Raw genomic sequence first — 23,033 nt, forward strand, 5'->3', positions numbered from 1 at the left:
ATAGGTTGATTTTCTTTTGTAATTCTGATATTTCCCTGGAAAAGTGCGGACGGGAGCAAATTACTTCGTAATTTCATCCCTAATTTTTGAGCAAAAATGTCTCAAAAATCCCGTCCTAGATAATAATAAATTATTATCTAGAATACCACTATAGCGGGAAATATCCTATAAAAGCTCACTTCGTTCGCCCTTGGCTTTCAAATACAACTCAAAAGTTATTAAAAGTAAATCCTAATATTCATAAAAAGGAGACCTTAGAAAAACTCTAAAGGTCTCATCTTTATTATTCGAAAAAATTACGAGAAGAGTTATAATGTGGAGCTAATCCTGACTCTTACTCCAGCTCAATGCCTTTCTCTCGGAGATTAGCCAAACACTCCTCATAGTATTCTGCATCATGCTCACTATAGACGGGATTGCCCAACTTTTCCTCAGGCAAGTCTTGATAAGGATGACAGGTCTTTCCACGGTAGTTCTTATCCAGCCATTCTGGACTGACATTGTAGCCACGGTCAGCCATCTCCTCCATGATCAAGCGATGATAGGCATAGAGGTGATAAGGCGAGTGAGTAAAGACATAGTCCACAGTCGCATGTTTTTTGCCCCAACCATTGCCACGCAGGGCGCAGCACTCTCGATGTTGCCCCAAAAGTTGCGGACGGGGAAGTTGTGAAATCAAAGCCTCATGCCAAAGTCTCATGGGAGTCTCCTTTCAGTAAGGTCGAATGTTGCAAGTAGGTATTGGGATAGCGATCAAGCAACTCTCGAGTCTTAGCAATCAAGTCTTCCTTGGAAACCTGACCAAAGCGGTAGCGATCCAGCAAGAGCATATAGTCCTTGCGCTCGGAATCTGTCGCTTTCTTTTTGAAATAGCCCCAAATATGCTGAAAGGCATTGCAAACCTGACCTCTGTGTTCTGGGATTTGACAGGCACGGTCAATCATATCTTGAACCAGACTCAGCTCCACTTTTTCATTCTTCAAGTATTGGCGAATCTCATTGTAAATATTGCTGGAATGACTCAAAACGAGGTATTTGTTTCTAGCCCAGAGTTGTTGGCACTGGGATTTTTGGTTAGTTTGTTCCATGTTTCTCCTTGTTAACTATCAGTTTCCAGGAAATATGGAAACAAAGTTGTATCTAAAAAATGAGCGAATTATGAGCGAATAAAGAGTGTTTTTTGTAGTTCCTGATTTTTCTAATAAACCTTGTTCGACAACCCCTTAAATACCTGAATATGTCTCTACTAACAACTGAATCTTACGTAAAACTTCTTGCTTTTTCCGTTCACGCGCTCCCTGTCGACGAGAAGTTGGCGGAATAATCGAATCCAAATCAGTCCCACTATTTTCAGCATAACCTCGTTGAATTGATTTGTCTATGAATAATTGGTAATCAGCTACAAGTTTCTCAGACTCAGCTAGATCATGGATTGCGATTTTCTTGCGCTCCTTACCATATTCGTAGAAAGCATTGATAATCCCATCATGATCTTTCAATTTTTGCAAATCGGTGTCATTGATAAATCCAATAACCAACTCTTCTTTGGCACGAATATCGATACTAGAACGAATCACACGACTAACTTCTGCTTTCATTACTTCTTTAGACTCAGAATTCTTCGATTTTTCAACAATCAATGCCAGAATATAGTCTAGGTTGATCTCATCTGTTTTTAAGAGTTCAATTTCAAATTCAACATCTGAAAGGTCAATCTCTAAATCTTTGGTCTTTTCATAGTTTTTCAGATTTAAGAATTCATCTCGAATTTCCACATAGGCGCTTCTTAAATCCTGAAGATAACCTTCAGAAATAGGTTTGTCGATTTCTTGGAATTCGTCATAATTCCGAAGAACATTATCAAGTTTCAACAACTCGCCAAACAACTTAACAAACTCTTTTTTCTCATGTTCTGTTTCAATTTCTTGCGGATTTGGGAATTTCTCAAGAATTTCCTGACAGACTGCTGTATAGCCTTTTACCTCGATACCTGTTACCTGATCGACAAAACCATCCATGTATTCGCTAAAGCTTTTTTCTAAGATGATTTCAAGTTTGTTTGTATCCCCAAAAACTTTAATAGCTTCTTGCGTAGCCTTTTCTAAATCACGGAAACAAACAATATTCCCAAAAGGTTTAACCTTGTTAAAAATTCGATTGGTTCTCGAGAATGCTTGAATCAAACCATGATAACGAAGGTTTTTATCGACAAAGAGAGTATTCATGGTTGGAGCATCAAATCCCGTCAAGAACATACCCACTACAATCAGCAAATCCACTTCTTTAGACTTAACTCTCTTAGAAAGGTCACGATAGTAATTTTGAAACTCTTTCCCATCAGTTGAGAAGTTAGTCTTGAACATGTGATTATAGTCATCAATCGCTTTTTCCAGAAACTCTTTAGAAGATTGTGGCATGGCTGTATCTTGCGGTTCGAGCTCTTCATCTTGAATTTCCCCATAAGCTGACTGTTCTTCATTTGGTGCGAAGCTAAAGATGGTTGCAACTTTCAAGCGTTTAGCTTCTGGTAAAGTTGCTTGTTGTCGCTGGAGTTCATCATAGTATAACTTAGCAGCTTCAATACTTTGTACAGCTAGCATGGCATTAAATCCAAACAGTTGTTTTTGCTTATGAGTATAATGTTGATTTCGATGCGTTTTGTCATTATAAACTCTCAACAGGTACTCTGTGATGGTTGCTATCCGTTCTGGATGCAAAAGGAGTTCCTTCTCCATCTTTTTGAGTTTCTTCTCATCAGACTCTTGACCAACTGCTTTTTCTGCTTCTCTATATTTATTGATTTCAGGCTTGATATAGTTATAGTCAACCTTGAACTTCAATACTTTTTTATCTCGAATAGCATCTGTGATAACGTAATTATGAAGTTGTTCTCCAAAAACTTCCTGGGTCGTTTCACCCGTTAAGCTATTTTCTGGGAAAATCGGTGTTCCTGTAAATCCATACAAAGCGTACTGTTTAAAGGCCTTCTTAATCCGCTTCTGCGCCTTCCCAAACTGCGAACGATGACACTCATCAAAAATCAAGACACATTTCTTAGCATAGACTTCATGATTTGGATTTGCTGTGATAAACTTGTTTAACTTTTGAATAGTTGTGACAATGATTCGATCATCATTTTCTTCGATACTTCGTTGGAGTTCTTTTGTATTGTTACTACCATTGACTGAATTTGGCTGGAATTTTTGATACTCCTTCATGGTTTGATAGTCTAAGTCTTTTCTATCCACCACAAAAATCACTTTGTCAATATAGTCCAACTCTGTTGCCAAACGAGCAGTTTTAAAGCTGGTCAAGGTTTTCCCTGAACCCGTCGTATGCCAGATATAGCCACAGGCATTGATCGTACCGAAATTCTTCATTTCATTTGTGGAATGAATCTTTCGTAAAATACTCTCCGTTGCTGCTATCTGATAAGGGCGCATGATGAGCAAGGTATTATCAGCATCAAAAACACAATACTTGGTTAAAACTTCTAAAAGAACTCGTTTGCTCAAAAAGGTAACGGTAAAGTCTTCAAGGTCATGAATTGTTTTATTTTTACGGTCTGCCCATTCACAGGTGAACTCATAATGATTTTTATTTTGAGCTGTCGTATTTGCAAAGTAGCGTGTATAAGTGCCATTCGAAATCACAAAAATCTGAATATATTTGTATAAAGAATTTTCACTATTGAAACTTTCCTTACTATATCTATGGATTTGTTCAAAAGCTTCTTTAAGGCTAACCCCGCGTCTCTTTAATTCAATCTGAACTAATGGAAGACCATTCACTAAAATCGTGACATCATAACGGTTGGTATGGCTACCCACTTGGGTCACTTGGTTGATAACCTGCATGCTGTTATTGTGAATGTTTTTCTTGTCAAGGATGAAAATATTTTTTATCCGTCCATCATCAAAAATAAAGTCATAGATATGATTTTCTTGGATTTTTCGTGTTTTTTCAACTAGCCCTTCATTAGGACAGTCCAGATACTTCACTACAAAGCGTTGCCACTCTGCATCCGTAAAGGTCACCTTATTGAGCTTTTCAATTTGAACCTTGGCATTTGATAAGAGCTCTTCAGGTGTATGGATATCTAGTCGTTCGTAGTTAAGATAATTAACCAAATCAGAAATCAGCTGATTTTCTAGATCAGCCTCTGACTGGTATTCTCTATCTGTGCGATACTCTGGTTGATACTCAGCCAAGAGAATCCCTTCATTTGTTTCCGCAATTACTTCATGTACCTTTGAATAATCAACCATAGTATGCTTCCTTGTTTGTTTTAATTGAGATTCTATCTCAAAATGATGAAAGAATTTATCTAGTAAAGTGTAATAATTGTTCTCTCCAGTATTCATACTGTTTCTGTCTTAGTTCGATTTCTTTTGGAAGACCTTCAGAAAGAGAGTTGGTTAGGGTGTTAAAATTGTCAAGAATAGAGACGATTCTTTTTTGTTCAGTGAGTGATGGTAAGTAGAACGTTACTTTATCAATAGCATCCTTCGATAATCTAGGAATACTAGCCTTTCGAACCTGTGATTTAAGTCTATCTTGCTTACTTAACAAGACATAGTACATAAATTTATCAGAAATATTATCTGACGTCTCTAATGTGTAGACATCATCTGCTGCCCAAAAGTCCACAGCGCTATAGCCAATTTCACCAGCCGCCCCTGCACAAATTACAAAACTAGTATTTTTCACTCTGTTTGATTCGGTATAATATCCCAAGGGCGCCAAACTATTTTGATAAACTGGAACACTTCCTGAAGTAGTTAGTTGCTTTCTAACAAGACGTTTCCCACGTTTCAAATTGACAACTTGTCCGACCTTCACTCGAATTGGACCAAATACCCACTGTAATAGCCTGATAAGAGCGGAATTGTCCCACTCCTCTACTCTACTCTCAGTGTACTCGCCTTCAGCGACGAATGTCAAGAGTTTTTCTCTAAAATATTCATACTGTTTTTGACGAAGTTCAATCTCCTTGGGTAGTCCGATGTTTAGGTCATTACAAACCTTGTCAAAGTTGTCTAGAACTTGAACAATACGAGACTGAATTTCGAGAGAAGGGACTGGGATTTTGAACGTTTTTATCATCCCCGCATTGATATTAGATTGCGATCCTTGTCCCATTGATTTTAATATTTCGTAATTATAAGTCAACCAGTGGTAAACATAACGATAATTTGCTATATCTTCATCTACCTCAATGTTACAGCATGCTTGATTTGTTGTTAATGGAATTTTGGCAATACCTACTTTTGCAGCAGTTGCTCCGTACATAGCCACTATAACCGCGTTTTTTTCAATCCATTTAGCCGATGAATTCGCTAATCCTTCTTCCGTTATGCTTAATTCTGTATCATAAATCTCCCGAAAATCCACCTCTTGAGTTCTAAGCCAAGGAATTGAACCTCCATAATATAAGCTATTTGATCTATCCGGTGTCCCTCCAGACGTTACCTTCTTAGAAACATCTAGAAGTGTCTTCCACTCAACCTGATAGACTTCATCCTCAAATGATAAGAGTTTATCTCGATAATAAGAGTATTGCTTTTTACGTGAGGTCAATTCTGAGGTCAATTCTGAGGTCAATTCTGTAACATACTCAGTCATTTTGTCAAGTTTTTGCACGATTTTTTCTTGAATTTCTAGAGAAGGGGTTGGAATTAGGAGTTTTGAAACGTCCTTAGGATATACATGCGGCACACCTGAACCTTTTTTCAAACTAAAAATAATTTCTTGTTTTTCCAGAAGACAATGATATAAATACTTCGTATTTAACATTTCCTCAAATGGTTTAATAGAAAAAGCATCTGATACAAAGATAGGTTCTTTCCAATACATCACAAAACCTGCATATGCTCCACTACCTGCAACAGTTATTGTTTCACCTTCTCTGTTAAATTCTCCATGGAAGTATGCAGGTTTCTGACCTCCAGAAATAACTGGATAAGGTCCATCAGTAGCTGTTTTATAGGTAATTGTTTTCCCACGTTTTAAAAATGCCACTTCCCCCAACTCTTTCCACTCAACAGAACAGTTTTGAATTTCTTCCAGGATGTTCATATCATACTTCCTCATTTCTTTAGCACTACTTCCCACTCCTCCACAAATCCAATATGATGCAGATGAATCACTGTTTGATAGCGTTTAATGAGTGCTGACAATTCACATAAAAATCCTTCATTCCATTTTTTCTTATCAGGGTAGAGACTTTTAACTGCGTAAAGTTGCGCCATTAGTCTATTTCTCAATTTACTATTTTCATTCATAAGAGCAGGGAGTTGACCAGGTATCTTTGTGAAGCTTGTGTAGTATAATCGATTATAATGGGCGCAGTAATTTCTTAAAACCACTGCAACTTCTAGATAGGTTCTAATTTGAGTGGACTTTATACCGACATTTTTAGCAATTTCTTGTTGAATATCTATCGGAGAATCTGCAAAAAATTTCGAAGTCATTCCAAAAGTAAAAAATTCTACTAAAACCCAAATAGGGAATTCTCCATCATATTTTCGCTGATGATGCTTATAAATCGGGCTTTTCTGTCTATGGCTCAATTCTTTTTCAATATCTTCTAAAAATTCATCATGTTTATGAAATTTATTAAAATTAATCACTTCTTTATAAGCTAAAGCTCCGTATTTGTTTCCATGATGATAGGCAACTTGAGTCCTAAAATACAACTCAATATCCTCTAAATACTTGAAAATAAGCAAACGTAACTCTGCATCAAAACAAGCAATTCCATAGATTTTCTCCAAAGAAACCTTACTAGAATCATACTTCTGCGTGTCTTTATCACGAAAAGGTAAAAAATAAGCAGTTAGCCGATAATAATTAACCTTTTGTAAAATATCAATCGCATACTCCTTTGATTTGATATCTTTACAACCGTGCTCAATTAATTTGGCTACCTGCTCATCCCAAGTTTTAAATTCTTTAATTTTCATAATAACTTCCGTATAAAAAAATGTCCGCCTTGTCACATCAAAGAGAGGTGGGCGGTCCTATCAATTCTATTATACCGTTTTTAGCAGATAATTCAAGGATTTTTTTACTTTTTTTAAAATTATTTTCAATATAGTATACACAATAACCAATCACTAAAATAATGTCGAGATTATAGTAGGCAACTTTTTTCGACTGAGTTTCCCCAGCCATTGCACCGTGACGAGTGGTTGTCAACTGATAGTTGACAACCACTGTTTCATCCAATTCACCATCCTCAAATATTGCCTTGATATGTTTACTAATGTTTTGCTTGGAAGTTTGAAAGAGCTCAGCTAGTTCTTGTTGGGTCAGCCAGACCGTTCCATTATCCAAGTGAAGCTCAATAGCGGACTTGCCATCATCTGTTCTATAGAGAATCACATCATTTGCCATGGCTCAATTCCTCTACAATCTTGTCTATCTCTGCACGCAAGTAATCAATCTTAGTAACAGTCTCAGCAATTTCTTTATTGAGCACATCAATATCAATCTTCTCACGAGTGTTTTCTTGTTCAACATAGGTTGAGACAGATAGATTGTAATCTTGATCTGAGCCAATCACCTCATTATCAACAAGAGCAGATTTATAGTCAACATTTTGATAATTAGAGAATAATTCAACTATATGCTCGATATTGCTATCCGTCAAGACGTTGTTATTGGTTTCTTTTTTGAATTCTTTACTCGCATCAATAAAGAGTGTTTTATTTTCAAGTTTATTCTTCGCCAGAACTAAAATCGTAGTTGCGATAGAAGTTCCAAAGAAGAGGTTGTCTGGAAGGGCAATGACTGCTTCAACAAAGTTGTTATCTACCAGATACTGTCGAATGGTCTTTTCAGCTCCTCCACGATAGAAAATTCCTGGGAAACAAACAATGGCTGCCCGACCTTTATTGGACAAGTGGTTTAGACTATGCATGATAAAGGCAAAGTCAGCTTTTGACTTAGGAGCTAACTTACCAGCTGGTGCAAAACGATCATCGTTTATCAGAGTTGGATTTCCATCTCCCACCCATTTAACAGAATACGGAGGGTTAGAAACAATAGCATCAAAAGGCTTTTCTTCCAAATGCTGAGGATTTAAGAGAGTATCTCCTCGCTTAATATCAAAATTATTGTAGTTGATATTGTGCAAGAACATATTCATACGAGCCAAGTTGTAATTGGTCATATTGATTTCCTGACCAAAGAATCCATCTTCCAAGATATGATCTTCGTATTGTTTTTTCATTTGAAGAAGGAGAGAGCCTGAACCACATGTCGGGTCATAGACCTTATTAATCTTGTCCTTACCAACCATGACTAGCCGAGCTAACAGTTTAGATACTGTCTGTGGTGTGAAAAATTCACCACCACTTTTTCCTGCATTACTAGCATAGTTGGAAATCAAGAACTCATAGGCATCCCCAAAGGCATCGATGTCATTTTCCTCAAAGTTGCCAAAGTTAATGCTATTGATACCATTAAGAATATCAGAAAGTCGTTTATTTTTTTCTGGAACAGTTCCACCAAGGATGTTGCTTCGGGTATCCAAGTTATCAAACAGACCTTTGATATCATCTTCTGATTTGAAGCCAATCGCTGACTTCTCAATATCTTGGAAAATATTGGCCAATTCTTCGTTTAGATTTTCATTTTGCGAGGCGTTCTCGACCACATTTTCAAAGAGTTGACTCGGAAGGATAAAGAATCCCTTATCCTCAACTGTTCCTGGTTTGAAATCTTGCTCAGCTTCTTGGTCACTTAAGTCAGCATAACGGAATTCTAAGTCGCCAGCCTCATGCTCAGCACGGTCAAAATAGTCTGCCATGTGCTCTGAAATAAAGCGATAGAAAAGGATACCTAGGATATATTGTTTAAAATCCCAACCATCTACAGCTCCACGAACATCGTCCGCAATTGCCCAGATTTTACGATGCAGCTCTTTGCGTTCTGCATTTTCTTTACTTGCCATTTTTACTTCCCTTATTTAATGCATTATCTTCTCTATTTTATCATATTTCAAGAAAAACCAATTGAACTAAGAATGAAATTGTATCCTAAAAGTTAGACAGAAAAAATCTAACTTTTAGGATGCAGTACAGAAGAGCGAGCGGTTTTCATTTTAGAGTGAATTCTGTATCCTAATGCCTTTTCAATTTTTTTCTTTCTATTTTTTAATTGTGACAACATTAGATTAGAAGTATTTGGACTAATTTTATCAAATATTTCCTGGGACCTCTGAGCATATTTTATAAAATTGCTAGGATATTTTTTTGATTTTCCAAAATCAGTATACAATGAGTAAATTTTGTGACGATTTGGTAACTTCTTTAAACCTTTCTTCCTTTGAATATATCTAGATTTGTATATCAATTTTCTACCTTCACGATAAAATTTATAGATACTCTTTTCACGAATTTTGACATTATTACCATCAAATCTAAACCCTAAATAATCTATAGCATTTACTTTGTTATGTTCATTCAATAACAAAGTATCATTAATAAAAAATTTTTTATTTTTATCAGTCTGTAAATGAATTTTATTCTCATCTGATAATTCTTTTAATAAATTTGTAATCGCCTCTACAAAATTATTTCCATACCTAGAATACAGTTTTTCAACATCTAATACAATTATAAAATCATCAGAATATCTTTGATAAAAACCATCAAATTCTTTTGAAAGTTCAGCTAACTTCCTATCAAAATCAATAGCATAGATATTAGCAAAAATTCCACTTAATGAATTTCCTTGAGGGATTCCAAAAATATTTTTGTTTAATTTGCATTTATTATATTTCTGATATTTTCTAAAATCACCTATACTACGAAAATAACTAGCATCATTTTTCAGTACCAAAGAATCATCAGAAAAATCTAAAGTACTTTTTTCAATAAAAGCAAATTTAGTTAGTGATTTATATATGTTATACCAATCACTGGGTAATTGTTGAACTTTTAATACTCTCTGCAATCTATCCTTTAATAATTTGTGATCCAATGTATCAAAAAATTTTTCAAAATCACCAATAATTACAAAAGCATTGTCTTGCTTCTCTATAAAAGAAATCGCCTCCGCAGCGAAATCTATACTACTTTGATGTTGTTTATTCGTACGATATGCCACCGAGAAGAAATTTAATTCATTATCCTCCATCCACTCATTGTAGCAAATGTTTAGTAAGTCAGAGTAATATTTATATATCAAACCATCTAAATGGCCTGCATACATTAGAGGACGAATCTTAAACTTTACAGGTCTACCATCAATATTACTAAACTCATAACCAACGTACTTAGAACTCTTCCGCTCATAACGCAAAAAAGGAAGAAAGCTATGATGAGCAACCTTCTCCGGATTTTTAATATAATCTATTACGTCATCAATTTTAATTCGTTTATCAATATGACGATATTTCTTACACTTATACGACTTGAAATTTATTTTTTCCATAAAACAAAAGGAGCAATATTAGCAATAGGTCGGTATTCCTATAACAAAAGCTAATATTGCACACTTATTAATTTATTTTATAATACCGAATACCAAATTAGTCACGAATGTCAGAACGATTTCTTCAAAGAAATCCATCAGTAATTCCTCCAATTCTTTAAACTGGTTGATTTGACTAAGAGTCGAACGAAGATGAGGACGTTGTCGAAGTTCGAATCCAAACTGCCGACCGAGGCAGATTGCAGTAATAATCAAAATTAACATCTTCTCATCTATATTAATTATAGCACAATTTGTAGCTTGCAAGCAAGTGTCTATCATTGTGACAGATAAATTCGACTTCCCATACGGCTGAACCTATGGACAACTTTATTTTACCATTTTAAAAAACGAAGTCAAGTAATAATTAATTCAATATTTAACTATATTTAGTAATTATTTCAGAACTGATAAATTTTAAAATTAACTAACGATTCGAAGGAAACCTGCTAGGCATACACTCCGTCTGTCAGATAGAGACTCTTACTATTTTTAGATTTTAACTTTTCTAGCTTTAGAATACATCTAAACTTTAGGAAAGATGACTATTCGAAAGCTCGAAGACCCCAAAACTTTCTCAGATAGACTATTCAAAGCTTAGAATGCTCATAAATTTATGTATTTCTTATTATTCTAAGTTTAGAATGCATGTAAACTTTAGGAAGTCTATGTCTTCGAAACTTCGAATAGCTACCTACCCTACTCGAATCGGCTTTTAACCTTCTTCTTAGTCAAGATACGGTCGTTTTTGTTAGAGAGAGCTTGGATACGAGCTTCAAGAAGGATTTTCCGTCCGGCCTCTGTTCGTGTGTAGATCAGGTGATAACGTCCAATAGTTGGCGTCAGAAAGTCGAGGAATTTCTGTGCATCTTCCTTGCGCTTGTCAAAAAGACTAGGAACGACATAGTAAGGTGACTGACCTTGTCGGACCTTATCCGCCTTCAAGAGATAGCGCTGATTGTCCACTGGAGCAAAGAACTCTCCCACAGTCTGTGCAAACAGCTCCTTGTCCCTCATGCTTCCTCCCTTGAGATAGGCAAAAACCATATAGTTGTCCTTGTCCTCCTCTACCTGAACACGGGATTGATCGTCTATTAGATGCCCCGAATCTAGCAGAGACTTTCGGATCTGCTCACCAAGGAATTGCATACGCCTATAGGGGCTTTTATAGAGGAGATAGCGTGATGTAGCAAAAGCTAGAAAGAGGAGACAGGCTGCCGTAAGCCACCAAACTCTAATCAGTCTCAATCTAAACAACAAGAACAATAAATCCACTGCTAGGAGCAACAGAGACATGCGAACCCATTTTAATGCATCAAACTGGAGCATGATTGGAATCTTCTGTTGTTGAGCAGCGACTTCAGTGACAATCTCAAATCGATCCGCCACTACGAGAGCATCTTGCCATTTTTTGCGCAAGCCTGCTCGATCCTTGGAGAGACTCTTAACTCGCTCATTATACTCGCTGATTTGCTTTTTCCTAAAGGGGGGCTTTGGAAAATCCAAACGATCCAAACCGGTCTCAATACTCTCCTGATTATAGGCCAAGCCAAGAAAATGCTCCATCCGTCGCGACAAGGTCTGCAGATCCTGATTGCTCTCTGGTCTAGGCTCCTCACCAGGAAGAGTGATAAGTGCTTGCGCTTGAACGGCTACCAGATGCCAGATGTTACTGGTCTTTTCTGGATGTCCCGGCCAGATACGAATGGCACGGCCACGCATCTGGTTACTTAGCATAAAGCTCCCCACAAAGCTTCCGAGTATTAGGGAATTAACACAAGGAGCATCCCAACCCTCTCCGAGGAGAGATTTGGTTCCGACTAGGACTTGAATCTGCCCTCGTTGAAAAAGCTCCGTTACTGCCGCTACGATTCCCTTAGCTGAGCTAGGGAAACCAACCTGCACATAATCTTTTGGATCCAAGTGACCAATAGATGAGAAACTAAGAGGAACCTGAGGCAAGAGTTCCTTCAACTCTGCTACCACATCGGTAGGCAAAATAACGACACTACCTGACAAGACAGCCAAAGATACAGGGATCTCTTGCTCCTGAGCTTTTCGACGAATGCTTTCAAAATAAGGGAGAACCCCCAACTGAGAAATGGTCGCCTGATCATCTCCCAGATAGGTGGCAAAATCCTTGCGAATATAGTCAGCTAGTACTAACTGTCTCAGTTCCTGACCTAGACTTTCATACTCCGTCAAAAAGATATCGGCAACGGCAGACAACTTCCCCAGAGATTGGGTTAAAAGTTGGTCAGAAGCCTTAGACTTAACCAGATAAACCTGACGTTTTTCCACCAACCCACGAGCCTTCAAGTCAGCCTCTAACTTTTTCTTATATCCATCTAGATCCTCATACCAATCTGGTGTCTGATAGAGCATGCTCTGCAACAGTGTCTCCAGCCAGTAGGAGGTCAACGGTGGAAGCTTTTGAGTTCCCAGTAAATTTTGCAAAGAGGGAGGAATCGTTAACCCCTGAGAATGCATATAAATCAACATAGCAGACAAGTACTTGGGATCTTCTAAGAGCAAATCAGATAAAATATCCCCTTTGAGGACCTTAGACCCTGCTACAAATGTTTGAAAATCAGGATCGACTATAAGGTGATGAATATAGTCCCACTTTCTATCTTCAAACTGCCTGAGGTGTTCCGACTCTTCAGCTGTTGGTGAACAGATATAAACAAAATCCTGATGAGGGCAGAGGGTGTCTTCCTTGACTAGTTCAGGTACCGTGATTTCTTGGTCAATTTCCCCACACATTCGGATATAGCGTTCCCAGAGTTCAGGTTCGCTGTCATAAGGTGGTGTCGCTGTCAGGGAGATGACTTGCAACTGTCCATACTGCTTGCGAAAGGCTTCCAGACTTTTCCACCATTCATTGCGCAGGTGGTGGCATTCGTCCAAGCAAAGAGTAGCAACTTTCTGAGCTCTTAGACTTGCAAGCAAATCGAACCCCACAAAATCCTCTGCTTCTCCATCTTCTTGTGATTGCAGTTGGTTCATGGCACTATGAAAAGCCTGATAGGTCACAATCGTTAATGCCTTCATCTCCTTTAAGTTTTGGGAAACGAGGTCTGAAAGCCTCTGACCCTCCCCTAGAAATGCAGTTTGAATCCTATCTACCCATTGTTCACGAATGGTGACAGTCGGAACTAAGATGAGGGCTGGGTTGCCAAAACGAGCGATTAGCTCGATACCAATGGTGGTCTTTCCAGACCCTGGGGCAGCCACTAGATGAACATGACCGTCTGCTTGATAGTCCTGAAAACGATCCAAGATCTGTTTTTGATATTGGCGCCAGCTTCCTTTAAAGTTTAAACCTAACATGATACCCCTCATTCTATACCGTCATTTTCTTATTCTCATTTTACCACACTTATTTCTCCAGTCAGATAATCCAGATAGTTTTTCTTCCCAAAATATGATATAGTAGTATCATACTATCTATGAGGAGTTTACATGTCACAGGATAAGCAAATGAAAGCTGTTTCTCCCCTTCTACAGCAAGTCATCAATATCTCATCTATCGTCGGGGGAGTCGGCACCTTGATTTTCTGTATTTGGGCCTATCAGGCAGGAGTTTTACAGTCCAAAGAAACCCTATCGGCCTTTATCCAGCAAGCTGGGGTTTGGGGACCACCACTCTTTATCTTTTTACAGATTCTACAAACCGTTGTTCCGATCATTCCGGGAGCTTTGACCTCAGTGGCTGGGGTCTTTATTTACGGCCACATCATTGGAACCATCTATAACTATGTCGGTATCGTGATTGGCTGTGCCATTATCTTTTACCTCGTGCGCCTCTACGGAGCCGCCTTTGTCCAGTCGGTCGTAAGCAAGCGCACCTATGATAAGTACATCGGCTGGTTAGATAAGGGCAATCGCTTCGAGCGTTTCTTTATCTTTATGATGATCTGGCCTGTTAGCCCAGCTGACTTTCTCTGTATGCTGGCAGCATTGACCAAGATGACCTTCAAGCGCTACATGATTATCATCGTTCTGACCAAGCCCTTTACCCTAGTAGTTTATACTTATGGTTTGACTTATATCATTGATTTCTTCTGGCAGATGTTTTGAGAATAGAAAAATCCGTTTGGAAAACCAAACGGATTTTGTGGTTTATTTTGAAACTTCTTTTGCAAGGACAAAGTTTCCAAGTGTAGCAGAACCATTGCCTGCGACTGCTGGCGTCACGATGTAGTCACGCACGTCTGGTACTGGTAGATAGCCGTTGAGAAGAGCTGTAAATTTCTCACGCACACGGTCCAGCATGTGTTGTTGTGCCATGACTCCACCACCAAAGACGATCACATCTGGACGGAAAGTCACTGTAGCGTTGACCGCAGCTTGAGCGATATAGTAGGCTTGGACATCCCAGACAGAGTTGTTGAGTTCGATGTTTTCACCACGAACACCTGTACGAGCTTCCAAACTTGGTCCAGCAGCAAAGCCTTCCAAACAGCCCTTGTGGAATGGACAAACACCATTGAATTCTTTTTCAATATCCATTGGGTGTTTGGCTACATAGTAGTGACCCATTTCAGGGTGACCGACACCACCGATAAACTCACCACGTTGGATGACACCTGCACCGATTCCTGTACCGATAGTGTAGTAGACCAAGTTCTCGATACGGCCACCAGCATTGTTACGGGCAACTACTTCACCGTAGGCAGAGCTGTTTACGTCTGTGGTGAAATACATGGGTACATTTAGGGCGCGACGAAGGGCACCAAGCAAGTCTACATTTGCCCAGTGAGGTTTCGGAGTTGTTGTGATAAAGCCATAAGTTTTTGAGTTTTTGTCGATATCGATCGGACCAAATGAACCGACAGCAAGACCTGCAAGATTATCGAATTTTGAAAAGAATTCGATGGTTTTATCGATAGTCTCGATAGGAGTTGTTGTAGGAAACTGTGTTTTTTCTACAACGTTAAAATTTTCATCTCCGACAGCACAGACAAACTTTGTACCGCCCGCTTCTAAGCTTCCGTATAATTTTGTCATGATAAACCTCTTGTTTTTATTTTCTTTATTATAGCATACTTCAAAAAGTTACTTTTCTCTATATTTTAGTTTTTCCTCTGTAAATCTTACTATCTAATAAAAACGAACAAACATATCATTTGTTCGTTTTCACTTTAGAAAGGATTGATTAGATTTTCACTTCAATAACGGCATCACCCTTAACAACTGAACCGCTTGCGACTGGTGTCACAGAAGCGTAGTCTGCTGTGTTGGTTACGATAACCATTGTTGTGTCGTCAAGACCTGCAGCAGCGATTTTGTTTGAGTCAAAGGTTCCAAGAACGTCACCTGCTTTGACCTTGTCTCCTTGAGCAACTTTTGCTTCAAAACCTTCACCATTCATAGATACAGTATCGATACCAACGTGGATCAAGATTTCAGCTCCATTTGCTGTCTTCAAACCGTAAGCATGTCCTGTAGCAAAGGCGATCGATACTTCGGCATCAGCTGGTGCGTAAACCACGCCTTGGCTTGGTTTTACAGCGATTCCTTGTCCCATTGCACCACTTGAAAATACTGGGTCATTGACATTCTCAAGAGCAACTACGTCACCAACGATAGGAGTTTGGATTGTTTCATTTTGAAGAGTATCAAACTCTTCCACTACTGGTGCTTCTACTGTAGTTTCAGTAACTGTTTCTGCAGTTGCTGCTGCAGCCTCATCAGCAAAGACACCTGCCGCTTTTGTTTTACCATAGAAATAAGTTAAAGCAAAGGCTGCAACAAATGAAATCACTTCTGCAACTACATACATAGGGATTGAACCTGCTTTAATAGATAGGAATCCGATAAATCCAGCTGCTCCCAAAGAAACTGCAATGACATGGGTCAAACCTGCCACAAAGGCACCAACTGCTGAACCAGCAAGAGCACAGAAGAATGGGAATTTATATTTCAAGTTCACCCCAAATAGGGCAGGCTCAGTAATCCCAAGGAAAGCAGAGACAGCCGCAGAACTTGACAATCCTTTAGTTTTAGCATTTTTAGTCAAGAAGTAGATTGCGAGAGTGGCTGCACCTTGCGCCACGTTTGCCATTGAAGCAACAACAAAGATGTAGTCACCAAATCCAGTACCGTTATTATTGTATGCCGATAATAACTGAGTTTCAATAGCAGGGAATGATTGGTGAAGCCCCGTCATAACAATCAATGAGTATGTTCCACCAAAGAGCCCCATACCAAATGCACCTGTAGTATTGTATAGCCATACAATGACATTAGTAATCGCATCAGAAACCACCAACATCACAGGACCAATAACTGTAAAAGTTAGGAATCCTGTAATCATAACTGATAAAAGCGGAGTAAAGGTGAAGTCAACCGCAGAAGGCAATTTCTTGTGGAAGAATTTTTCTAAAGTTGCCAACAACCAGACAGCTACAAGGACTGGGATTACTTGATAAGCATAGTTTGTTTGTGTAACATGGAAACCTAAAATATCCCAAAAAGCTTCTTTACCACCCAAATCTGGTGTGGTCATAATCATACCGATAGCCGCACCAAGAAATTGGTTTGCCCCAAAACGTTTAGCCGCTGAAATCCCTACTAAAACAGGTAAGAACATAAATGGGGCAGCAGACATCAATTGAATCATCGCTGAGATCCCTTTGATAGCAGGGTACATGTCTTCAATCGATTGAGGTCCAAATAAGTCTGGTGATGTCAAGAAGTTACGTAATGCCATCAAAAGACCACCCGCAACTAATGCAGGAATGATTGGAACAAAGATGTCTGACAAAAGCTTAATCAAATCCATCAATGGATTAAATTTTTTGTCTTTATTCACAATCTCTTTTAAATCATCTGTGGAAGCTTCTTTCAAACCTGTTTTTTTGATGATTTCTGCATATACAAAGTTAACGTCTCCGGGACCAATAATAATTTGGTATTGTCCGTTAGTGCTAAAAGTTCCCTTCACATCCGCATTATTATCTAGAGCTACTTGGTTCACTTTCGTTTCATCTTTTAACACCAGACGAAGGCGAGTCGCACAATGTGCTGCAGCTACAAGATTCTCTTTGCCGACAGCCTCAATGACCTCGGCAGCAACTTTACTATAATCCATAGCAAAAATCTCCTTATAAAAACTTTGTTCTTGTTTGAAAGCGATTTTATTCGCCCTACGACTATTATTTTATCACGTTTCTAAAATATGTCAAGCGTTTTGCAGAACTTTTTATTTTCTTTATTTTTTCTCTGATTATTTTTGCTCGTTTTTGAGGAAATTTTCTTTTTCCTCAAAAAAATATCTTTATATTTGAGGAATCAAGGCTTTTATTTACATTTTCTTTCATTTTTTCGTGAAAATTTACCAGATTCCCTTTGTTTGATTTCTAGCAATCGTTTGACATATTTTTCTTTTTTTTAACATAAAAGACTTGCTTTTTTTGCCGAAAACGTTTACTATTAATAATAGAATAGAACTTATGGAGGAAAGATAAAATGGAATGGACAACTGAGCGTCGTTATAGACCCTATGAAGATTGGACGCAAGAAGAAATCCAACATATAAAGGAAAAGATGGCACAATCTCCTTGGCATACTCGTTACCATGTTGAGCCAAAAACAGGACTTCTCAATGATCCAAATGGCTTTTCTTACTTTGATGGGAAGTGGATCCTCTTTTACCAAAACTTCCCCTTTGGTGCAGCCCACGGTTTGAAATCTTGGGCACAGCTAGAAAGTGATGATTTAGTGCACTTCACAGAAACTGGAATCAAAATTTTGCCAGATACTCCATTGGATAGTCACGGTGCCTACTCTGGTTCTGCCATGCAGTTTGGCGATAACTTGTTCCTATTTTATACAGGAAATGTCCGTGATGAAAACTGGATTCGTCACCCATACCAGATTGGTGCTTTGATGGATAAGGATGGCAAGATTACGAAAATTGACAAAATCTTGATTGGCCAACCATCTGACTCTACTGACCACTTCCGCGACCCGCAAATTTTTAACTTCAAAAGTCAATACTATGCTATCGTCGGTGGACAGGACTTGGAGAAAAAAGGCTTCGTCCGTCTCTACAAGGCTGTTGACAACGACTACACAAACTGGCAAGCAGTTGGCGACCTTGACTTCGCTAACGATCGCACTGCCTACATGATGGAATGCCCAAATCTGGTCTTTGTAGGGGAGCAACCTGTCCTTCTCTACTGTCCACAAGGATTGGATAAAAAAGTTCTAGACTACGATAATATCTTTCCAAATATGTACAAAATCGGGGCTTCCTTTGATCCTGAAAATGCCAAAATGGTCGATGTGTCTCCATTGCAAAATCTAGACTATGGTTTCGAAGCCTATGCGACTCAAGCCTTCAACGCTCCAGATGGACGTGCACTAGCAGTAAGTTGGCTTGGGTTACCAGATGTTTCTTACCCATCTGACCGTTTTGACCACCAAGGAACCTTCTCATTGGTCAAAGAACTCACTATCAAAGATGGCAAACTCTACCAATATCCTGTCTCAGCTGTCAAAGAACTTCGTTCTTCTGAAGAGGTCTTCTCAAACCGTACTCAAACCAATAACACCTATGAACTCGAACTCAACTTGGAGGCCAATAGTCAAAGCGAGATTGTCTTGCTCGCTGACAAAGAAGGCAAGGGGCTTTCAATCAACTTTGACCTTGTCAATGGAGAGGTGACAGTGGATCGTAGTCAGGCTGGTGAACAGTACGCCCAAGAATTTGGTACAACTCGTTCTTGCCCTATTGATAACCAAGCTACTACTGCCACTATCTTCATCGACAAGTCAGTCTTTGAAATTTTCATCAATAAAGGAGAAAAAGTATTTTCTGGTCGTGTCTTCCCACATGCGGACCAAAATGGTATCCTCATCAAATCTGGAAACCCAACTGGAACTTACTATGAATTAGATTATGGTCGCAAAACTAACTGATGTCGCAAAACTTGCAGGCGTCAGCCCCACTACCGTCTCACGGGTCATCAATAAAAAGGGTTATCTATCTGAGAAAACCATTCAAAAGGTAAATGAAGCCATGCGAGAGCTAGGCTACAAACCTAACAATCTGGCTCGAAGTCTCCAAGGAAAATCTGCCAAGTTGATTGGACTTATTTTTCCAAACATCAGTCATGTCTTTTATGCGGAGTTGATTGACAAGTTGGAACACCAACTCTTCAAAAATGGTTACAAGACCATCATCTGTAACAGCGAACATGACTCTGAAAAAGAACGGGAGTACATTGAAATGCTGGAGGCCAATCAGGTAGACGGTATCATTTCTGGAAGTCACAACTTGGGAATTGAAGACTACAATCGTGTGACGGCACCGATCATTTCCTTTGACCGAAATCTGTCTCCAGACATTCCTGTCGTCTCCTCTGATAACTACGGTGGCGGAGTCCTCGCTGCCCAAACTCTGGTCAAGACAGGCGCCCAGTCTATCATCATGATTACAGGAAATGACAACTCGAACTCACCAACTGGACTGCGTCATGCTGGTTTTGCATCTGTACTCCCAAAAGCTCCTATTATCAATGTTTCGAGTGACTTCTCTCCCGTCAGAAAGGAAATGGAAATCAAGAATATCTTGACTCATCAGAAACCAGATGCCATCTTTGCTTCGGATGATTTGACAGCTATTCTGGTCATTAAAATTGCTCAGGAACTGGGAATTTCTGTTCCTGAGGAGCTCAAGGTCATTGGCTATGATGGAACTTACTTTATCGAGAACTACTATCCTCATTTGACAACGATTAAGCAGCCTATGAAAGAGATTGCCCAACTCACTGTTGATCTCCTCTTGCAGAAGATTGAAGGTAAAGAGGTCGCGACAACCGGTTACTTCTTACCCGTTACTCTATTACCTGGAAAAAGTATTTAATACTCTTCGCAAATCTCTTCAAACCGCGTCAGCGTCGCCTTACCGTAGATATATGTAACTGACTTCGTCAGTCTTATCTACAACCTCAAAGCAGTGCTTTGAACAGCCTGCAGCTAGCTTCCTAGTTTTCTTTTTGATTTTCATTGACTATAAGCACAAAAAAACTCAGACGAATGCGTCTGAGTTTTTTATGATCGTAAATTTTCCAGATAGCGCTGGGCTGTCTCTAAGTTAAAGGTTTTATCTGTGATGAGGCGCTCAACGAGGGGAGCAACCTCGGACTCACTAGCACCAGCTAGGAGAGCTAGGGATTTGGCCTGCAATTTCATGTGACCCTGCTGGATGCCCGTACTGACCAAGGCTTTGAGAGCCGCAAAGTTTTGTGCAAGACCGATAGACACGATAATTTGAGCTAATTCTTTGGCAGAAGGATTTCCCAGTAGTTCGTGACTAAGAGCTACACGGGGGTTGAGACCGATAGAGCCACCCTTGGTCGCTACAGGCATAGGTAGGGTCATCTCACCGACCAGTTCTTCTCTTTCCATGTCCAGCTTCCATTGACTGAGACCTTGATAGCGTCCATCTCGACTGGCAAAGGCATGAGCCCCAGCTTCGATAGCACGCCAGTCATTACCCGTGGCGATTAAAATGGCATCGATACCATTAAAAATCCCTTTATTGTGAGTAGCTGCTCGGTAAGGATCTGCCTGTGCAAACTGGCTAGCCAAAGCTATTTTCTCTGCTATTTCTCTGGCTTCATCCTTTTGTCGGCTCAAGTAGCGAAAGGCAATACGACAGCTTGCAGTTACCAGAGAATCGGTCGCATAATTGGACAGGATTCCCATGAGACTCTGTCCCTGACTGAGTTCTTCTAAGACTGGTTTCAAAGCTTCCAGCATAGTGTTGAGCATATTGGCTCCCATGGCTTCCTGGGTATCGACATGGAGATAGACAACGAGAAAGTCTGCTTCTCCCTTGATCTGCTCTACATGCAAATCACGCGCCCCACCACCACGTTTAACGATAGAAGGATAGGCTTGATTGGCAAGTTCCAAGAGTTCGGCTTTCTTACTGGCAATCTTCGCTTGCGCTTGTTCAGGATTAGCAACTTGGTAAAGGGCTACCTGACCAATCATCTGACGCTGATGAACCTGAGCAGTAAAACCGCCTGCTCGCTTGATAATTTTGCTGGCATAGCTAGCCGCAGCAACCACTGAGGGTTCTTCTGTCACATAAGGAACTGTATAATCCTGACCATTCACCAAAAGTTCTGGAATGATGGAATAAGGCAGAGAAAAAGTTCCTACCACGTTTTCACTCAGCTGGTCTGCAACAGCCAGGCTGACTTGTTCATCCTGCTCTAGACTGGTTTGCTTTTCAGGACTAAGGAGCGCCTGAGCTCGCAACAACTCCAGGCGCTCATGGTATGATTTTTTAGAAAATCCATTCCAACTTATCTTCATTATTTTTCAACCTTGCTATAACGGCGTTGGTGGTCGACAATCTCCACCAAGGCATAGTCTTGATGTTCATAAGCTGCAAATTGGGCTGAACCAGATTCATCCAACTCTACCTCTTCGAAGAAGACTTTTTCATAGTCTGTAACAGATAAGACTGTACGCTGCTGGAGTTTGTTCAAGCGATCCTTATCAAGGTAAGTTTCATAGCCTTCAACCAGTTCTCCACTAAAGAACTCTGAAACCGCTCCACTTCCGTAACTGTAGAGGACAATTTTATCTCCAGCCTTCAAATTTTCTGCATTTTCCAAAAGGGAGAGAAGCCCAAGGAAGAGGGAACCTGTGTAGATATTCCCAATCATCTGACTGTAGAGAATGGACTTATCAAAGTTTTCTTGCAGACTATCCTTTTTTTCCTGAGACAAAGTCTTATCCATCATCTTGCGCAAGCCTTTTAGGGCCAACTTAGGGTAAGGTAAGTGGAAGCAGATGGCCGCAAAATCATTCATAGTCCAATCATAACGTTTCTTGTATTCATCCCAAGTCGTCGTAAGACTGTCAAGATATTGCTGAGTTGAGTATAAGCCGTTTACATAAGGAGTGGTTGAATAGTTTGGGCGCCAGAAATCCATAATATCACGCGTTTGGGCAACATTATCATTGTTAAAGGCCATGGTACGCGGATTTTGCGTAATCAACATCGCCACACTCCCAGCTCCCTGAGTTGGTTCACCTGGAGCCGCTACACCATACTTGGCAATATCGCTAGCGATGACCAAGACCTTGGACTTTGGAGAATTTTCCACATGCAACTTGGCATAATGGAGGGCAGCTGTTGCTCCGTAACAAGCTTCTTTGATTTCAAAACTGCGAGCGAACGGCTGGATACCTAATAGACCGTGAACAAAGACCGCCGCTGCCTTACTCTGGTCAATCCCTGACTCGGTCGCCACGATGACCATGTCGATTTCTTCTTTTTCTTTATCTGTCAAAATAGAGTTACTTGCACTGGCAGCTAAGGTGACAACATCCTCAGTCAATGGTGCAATGCTAATTTCGTTTAATAAGAGACCCTTACTATATTTATTCGGATCAACTCCTCTTGCTTCTGCTAGGTCTTGTAATTTCAAGACATATTGACTGGTTGCAAAACCAATCTTATCAATACCGATTGTCATATTTACCTCTGTTTTTTCATTCATTGTAAAAAATCGTTC

16 protein-coding genes and 1 pseudogene are annotated in these 23,033 nt (G+C 39.6%); 3 read left to right on the forward strand and 14 right to left on the reverse strand.

Going from position 1 to position 23,033, the window contains the following annotated elements; translation table 11 throughout:
* Positions 1–334 precede the first annotated feature (334 nt).
* The 10 genes and pseudogenes from B7725_RS08775 to B7725_RS08820 all read right to left on the reverse strand — a co-directional run bounded on the left by B7725_RS08775 (position 335) and on the right by B7725_RS08820 (position 13,815).
* Positions 335–700 carry a TIGR02328 family protein gene (locus tag B7725_RS08775; RefSeq protein ID WP_084875731.1) on the reverse strand — a complete coding sequence of 122 codons (366 nt, stop codon included), beginning with the start codon at positions 698–700 and terminating at the stop codon, positions 335–337.
* Positions 684–1,088, reverse strand: a complete 405-nt coding sequence (locus B7725_RS08780; RefSeq protein WP_084875733.1) for a YbgA family protein — start codon at positions 1,086–1,088, stop codon at positions 684–686. The genes B7725_RS08775 and B7725_RS08780 overlap by 17 nt, the downstream gene beginning before the upstream one ends.
* Before the next feature lie 135 nt (positions 1,089–1,223).
* Positions 1,224–4,268: a type I restriction endonuclease subunit R gene (locus B7725_RS08785; protein ID WP_084875735.1), complete on the reverse strand. Its 3,045-nt coding sequence runs from the start codon at positions 4,266–4,268 to the stop codon at positions 1,224–1,226.
* 55 nt (positions 4,269–4,323) lie between these two features.
* Positions 4,324–6,078 carry a restriction endonuclease subunit S gene (locus B7725_RS08790; RefSeq protein WP_084875736.1) on the reverse strand — a complete coding sequence of 585 codons (1,755 nt, stop codon included), beginning with the start codon at positions 6,076–6,078 and terminating at the stop codon, positions 4,324–4,326.
* A gap of 11 nt (positions 6,079–6,089) precedes the next feature.
* Complete coding sequence (locus B7725_RS08795) at positions 6,090–6,965, reverse strand: Abi family protein (protein WP_084875738.1); 876 nt, start codon at positions 6,963–6,965, stop codon at positions 6,090–6,092.
* A gap of 136 nt (positions 6,966–7,101) precedes the next feature.
* Positions 7,102–7,398 (reverse strand): annotated as a pseudogene (locus tag B7725_RS08800) (cell filamentation protein Fic); the annotation flags it as partial.
* Positions 7,388–8,959: a type I restriction-modification system subunit M gene (locus tag B7725_RS08805; protein WP_084875740.1), complete on the reverse strand. Its 1,572-nt coding sequence runs from the start codon at positions 8,957–8,959 to the stop codon at positions 7,388–7,390. The gene B7725_RS08805 and the pseudogene B7725_RS08800, both read right to left, overlap by 11 nt.
* A 107-nt stretch (positions 8,960–9,066) precedes the next feature.
* The gene (locus B7725_RS08810) at positions 9,067–10,443 is read right to left on the reverse strand and encodes a reverse transcriptase domain-containing protein (protein ID WP_084875743.1); all 1,377 of its coding nucleotides are present in this window, start codon (positions 10,441–10,443) and stop codon (positions 9,067–9,069) included.
* Positions 10,444–10,515: 72 nt separating this feature from the next.
* Entirely contained in the window at positions 10,516–10,707 is a 192-nt protein-coding gene (locus B7725_RS08815; RefSeq protein ID WP_142357359.1) for a hypothetical protein, read from the reverse strand.
* A gap of 474 nt (positions 10,708–11,181) precedes the next feature.
* Complete coding sequence (locus B7725_RS08820; RefSeq protein ID WP_084875747.1) at positions 11,182–13,815, reverse strand: DEAD/DEAH box helicase family protein; 2,634 nt, start codon at positions 13,813–13,815, stop codon at positions 11,182–11,184.
* Between the two features lie 132 nt (positions 13,816–13,947).
* On the opposite strand from B7725_RS08820, the gene B7725_RS08825 reads away from it, so the two are divergent.
* Positions 13,948–14,565: a TVP38/TMEM64 family protein gene (locus B7725_RS08825; RefSeq protein WP_061421318.1), complete on the forward strand. Its 618-nt coding sequence runs from the start codon at positions 13,948–13,950 to the stop codon at positions 14,563–14,565.
* A gap of 42 nt (positions 14,566–14,607) precedes the next feature.
* On the opposite strand, the gene scrK is transcribed toward B7725_RS08825, so the two are convergent.
* Positions 14,608–15,495, reverse strand: coding sequence for a fructokinase ScrK (gene scrK, locus B7725_RS08830; protein ID WP_084875749.1), 888 nt, complete (start codon positions 15,493–15,495; stop codon positions 14,608–14,610).
* 148 nt (positions 15,496–15,643) lie between these two features.
* The gene (locus tag B7725_RS08835) at positions 15,644–17,581 is read right to left on the reverse strand and encodes a sucrose-specific PTS transporter subunit IIBC (RefSeq protein ID WP_084875751.1); all 1,938 of its coding nucleotides are present in this window, start codon (positions 17,579–17,581) and stop codon (positions 15,644–15,646) included.
* A gap of 377 nt (positions 17,582–17,958) precedes the next feature.
* Between B7725_RS08835 and B7725_RS08840 the strand changes: the two genes are divergently transcribed.
* Both B7725_RS08840 and B7725_RS08845 read left to right on the forward strand, forming a co-directional pair.
* Positions 17,959–19,413, forward strand: coding sequence for a sucrose-6-phosphate hydrolase (locus tag B7725_RS08840; RefSeq protein ID WP_084875753.1), 1,455 nt, complete (start codon positions 17,959–17,961; stop codon positions 19,411–19,413).
* Positions 19,394–20,359, forward strand: coding sequence for a LacI family DNA-binding transcriptional regulator (locus B7725_RS08845; protein WP_000225991.1), 966 nt, complete (start codon positions 19,394–19,396; stop codon positions 20,357–20,359). The genes B7725_RS08840 and B7725_RS08845 overlap by 20 nt, the downstream gene beginning before the upstream one ends.
* Before the next feature lie 188 nt (positions 20,360–20,547).
* Here the strand turns inward: B7725_RS08845 and B7725_RS08855 are convergent, their stop codons facing one another.
* Together B7725_RS08855 and B7725_RS08860 are read right to left on the reverse strand one after the other, a co-directional pair.
* Positions 20,548–21,822 (reverse strand): hydroxymethylglutaryl-CoA reductase, degradative, encoded by a 1,275-nt coding sequence (locus tag B7725_RS08855; protein ID WP_084875756.1) that lies wholly within the window; start codon positions 21,820–21,822, stop codon positions 20,548–20,550.
* Positions 21,822–22,994, reverse strand: coding sequence for a hydroxymethylglutaryl-CoA synthase (locus B7725_RS08860; protein WP_162279033.1), 1,173 nt, complete (start codon positions 22,992–22,994; stop codon positions 21,822–21,824). Before B7725_RS08860 ends, B7725_RS08855 begins: the two co-directional genes overlap by 1 nt.
* Between the last annotated feature and the right edge of the window lie 39 nt (positions 22,995–23,033).

The organism is Streptococcus oralis subsp. tigurinus, assembly GCF_002096275.1.
Lineage (GTDB): Bacteria > Bacillota > Bacilli > Lactobacillales > Streptococcaceae > Streptococcus > Streptococcus oralis_CN.

Excerpts from the sequence above, each read along its gene's own strand:
- B7725_RS08775 (WP_084875731.1), bottom strand. The coding sequence starts at position 700 with ATGAGACTTTGGCATGAGGCTTTGATTTCACAACTTCCCCGTCCGCAA.
- B7725_RS08780 (WP_084875733.1), bottom strand. The coding sequence starts at position 1,088 with ATGGAACAAACTAACCAAAAATCCCAGTGCCAACAACTCTGGGCTAGA.
- B7725_RS08785 (WP_084875735.1), bottom strand. The coding sequence starts at position 4,268 with ATGGTTGATTATTCAAAGGTACATGAAGTAATTGCGGAAACAAATGAA.
- B7725_RS08790 (WP_084875736.1), bottom strand. The coding sequence starts at position 6,078 with ATGAACATCCTGGAAGAAATTCAAAACTGTTCTGTTGAGTGGAAAGAG.
- B7725_RS08795 (WP_084875738.1), bottom strand. The coding sequence starts at position 6,965 with ATGAAAATTAAAGAATTTAAAACTTGGGATGAGCAGGTAGCCAAATTA.
- B7725_RS08805 (WP_084875740.1), bottom strand. The coding sequence starts at position 8,959 with ATGGCAAGTAAAGAAAATGCAGAACGCAAAGAGCTGCATCGTAAAATC.
- B7725_RS08810 (WP_084875743.1), bottom strand. The coding sequence starts at position 10,443 with ATGGAAAAAATAAATTTCAAGTCGTATAAGTGTAAGAAATATCGTCAT.
- B7725_RS08815 (WP_142357359.1), bottom strand. The coding sequence starts at position 10,707 with ATGTTAATTTTGATTATTACTGCAATCTGCCTCGGTCGGCAGTTTGGA.
- B7725_RS08820 (WP_084875747.1), bottom strand. The coding sequence starts at position 13,815 with ATGTTAGGTTTAAACTTTAAAGGAAGCTGGCGCCAATATCAAAAACAG.
- B7725_RS08825 (WP_061421318.1), top strand. The coding sequence starts at position 13,948 with ATGTCACAGGATAAGCAAATGAAAGCTGTTTCTCCCCTTCTACAGCAA.
- scrK (WP_084875749.1), bottom strand. The coding sequence starts at position 15,495 with ATGACAAAATTATACGGAAGCTTAGAAGCGGGCGGTACAAAGTTTGTC.
- B7725_RS08835 (WP_084875751.1), bottom strand. The coding sequence starts at position 17,581 with ATGGATTATAGTAAAGTTGCTGCCGAGGTCATTGAGGCTGTCGGCAAA.
- B7725_RS08840 (WP_084875753.1), top strand. The coding sequence starts at position 17,959 with ATGGAATGGACAACTGAGCGTCGTTATAGACCCTATGAAGATTGGACG.
- B7725_RS08845 (WP_000225991.1), top strand. The coding sequence starts at position 19,394 with ATGGTCGCAAAACTAACTGATGTCGCAAAACTTGCAGGCGTCAGCCCC.
- B7725_RS08855 (WP_084875756.1), bottom strand. The coding sequence starts at position 21,822 with ATGAAGATAAGTTGGAATGGATTTTCTAAAAAATCATACCATGAGCGC.
- B7725_RS08860 (WP_162279033.1), bottom strand. The coding sequence starts at position 22,994 with ATGACAATCGGTATTGATAAGATTGGTTTTGCAACCAGTCAATATGTC.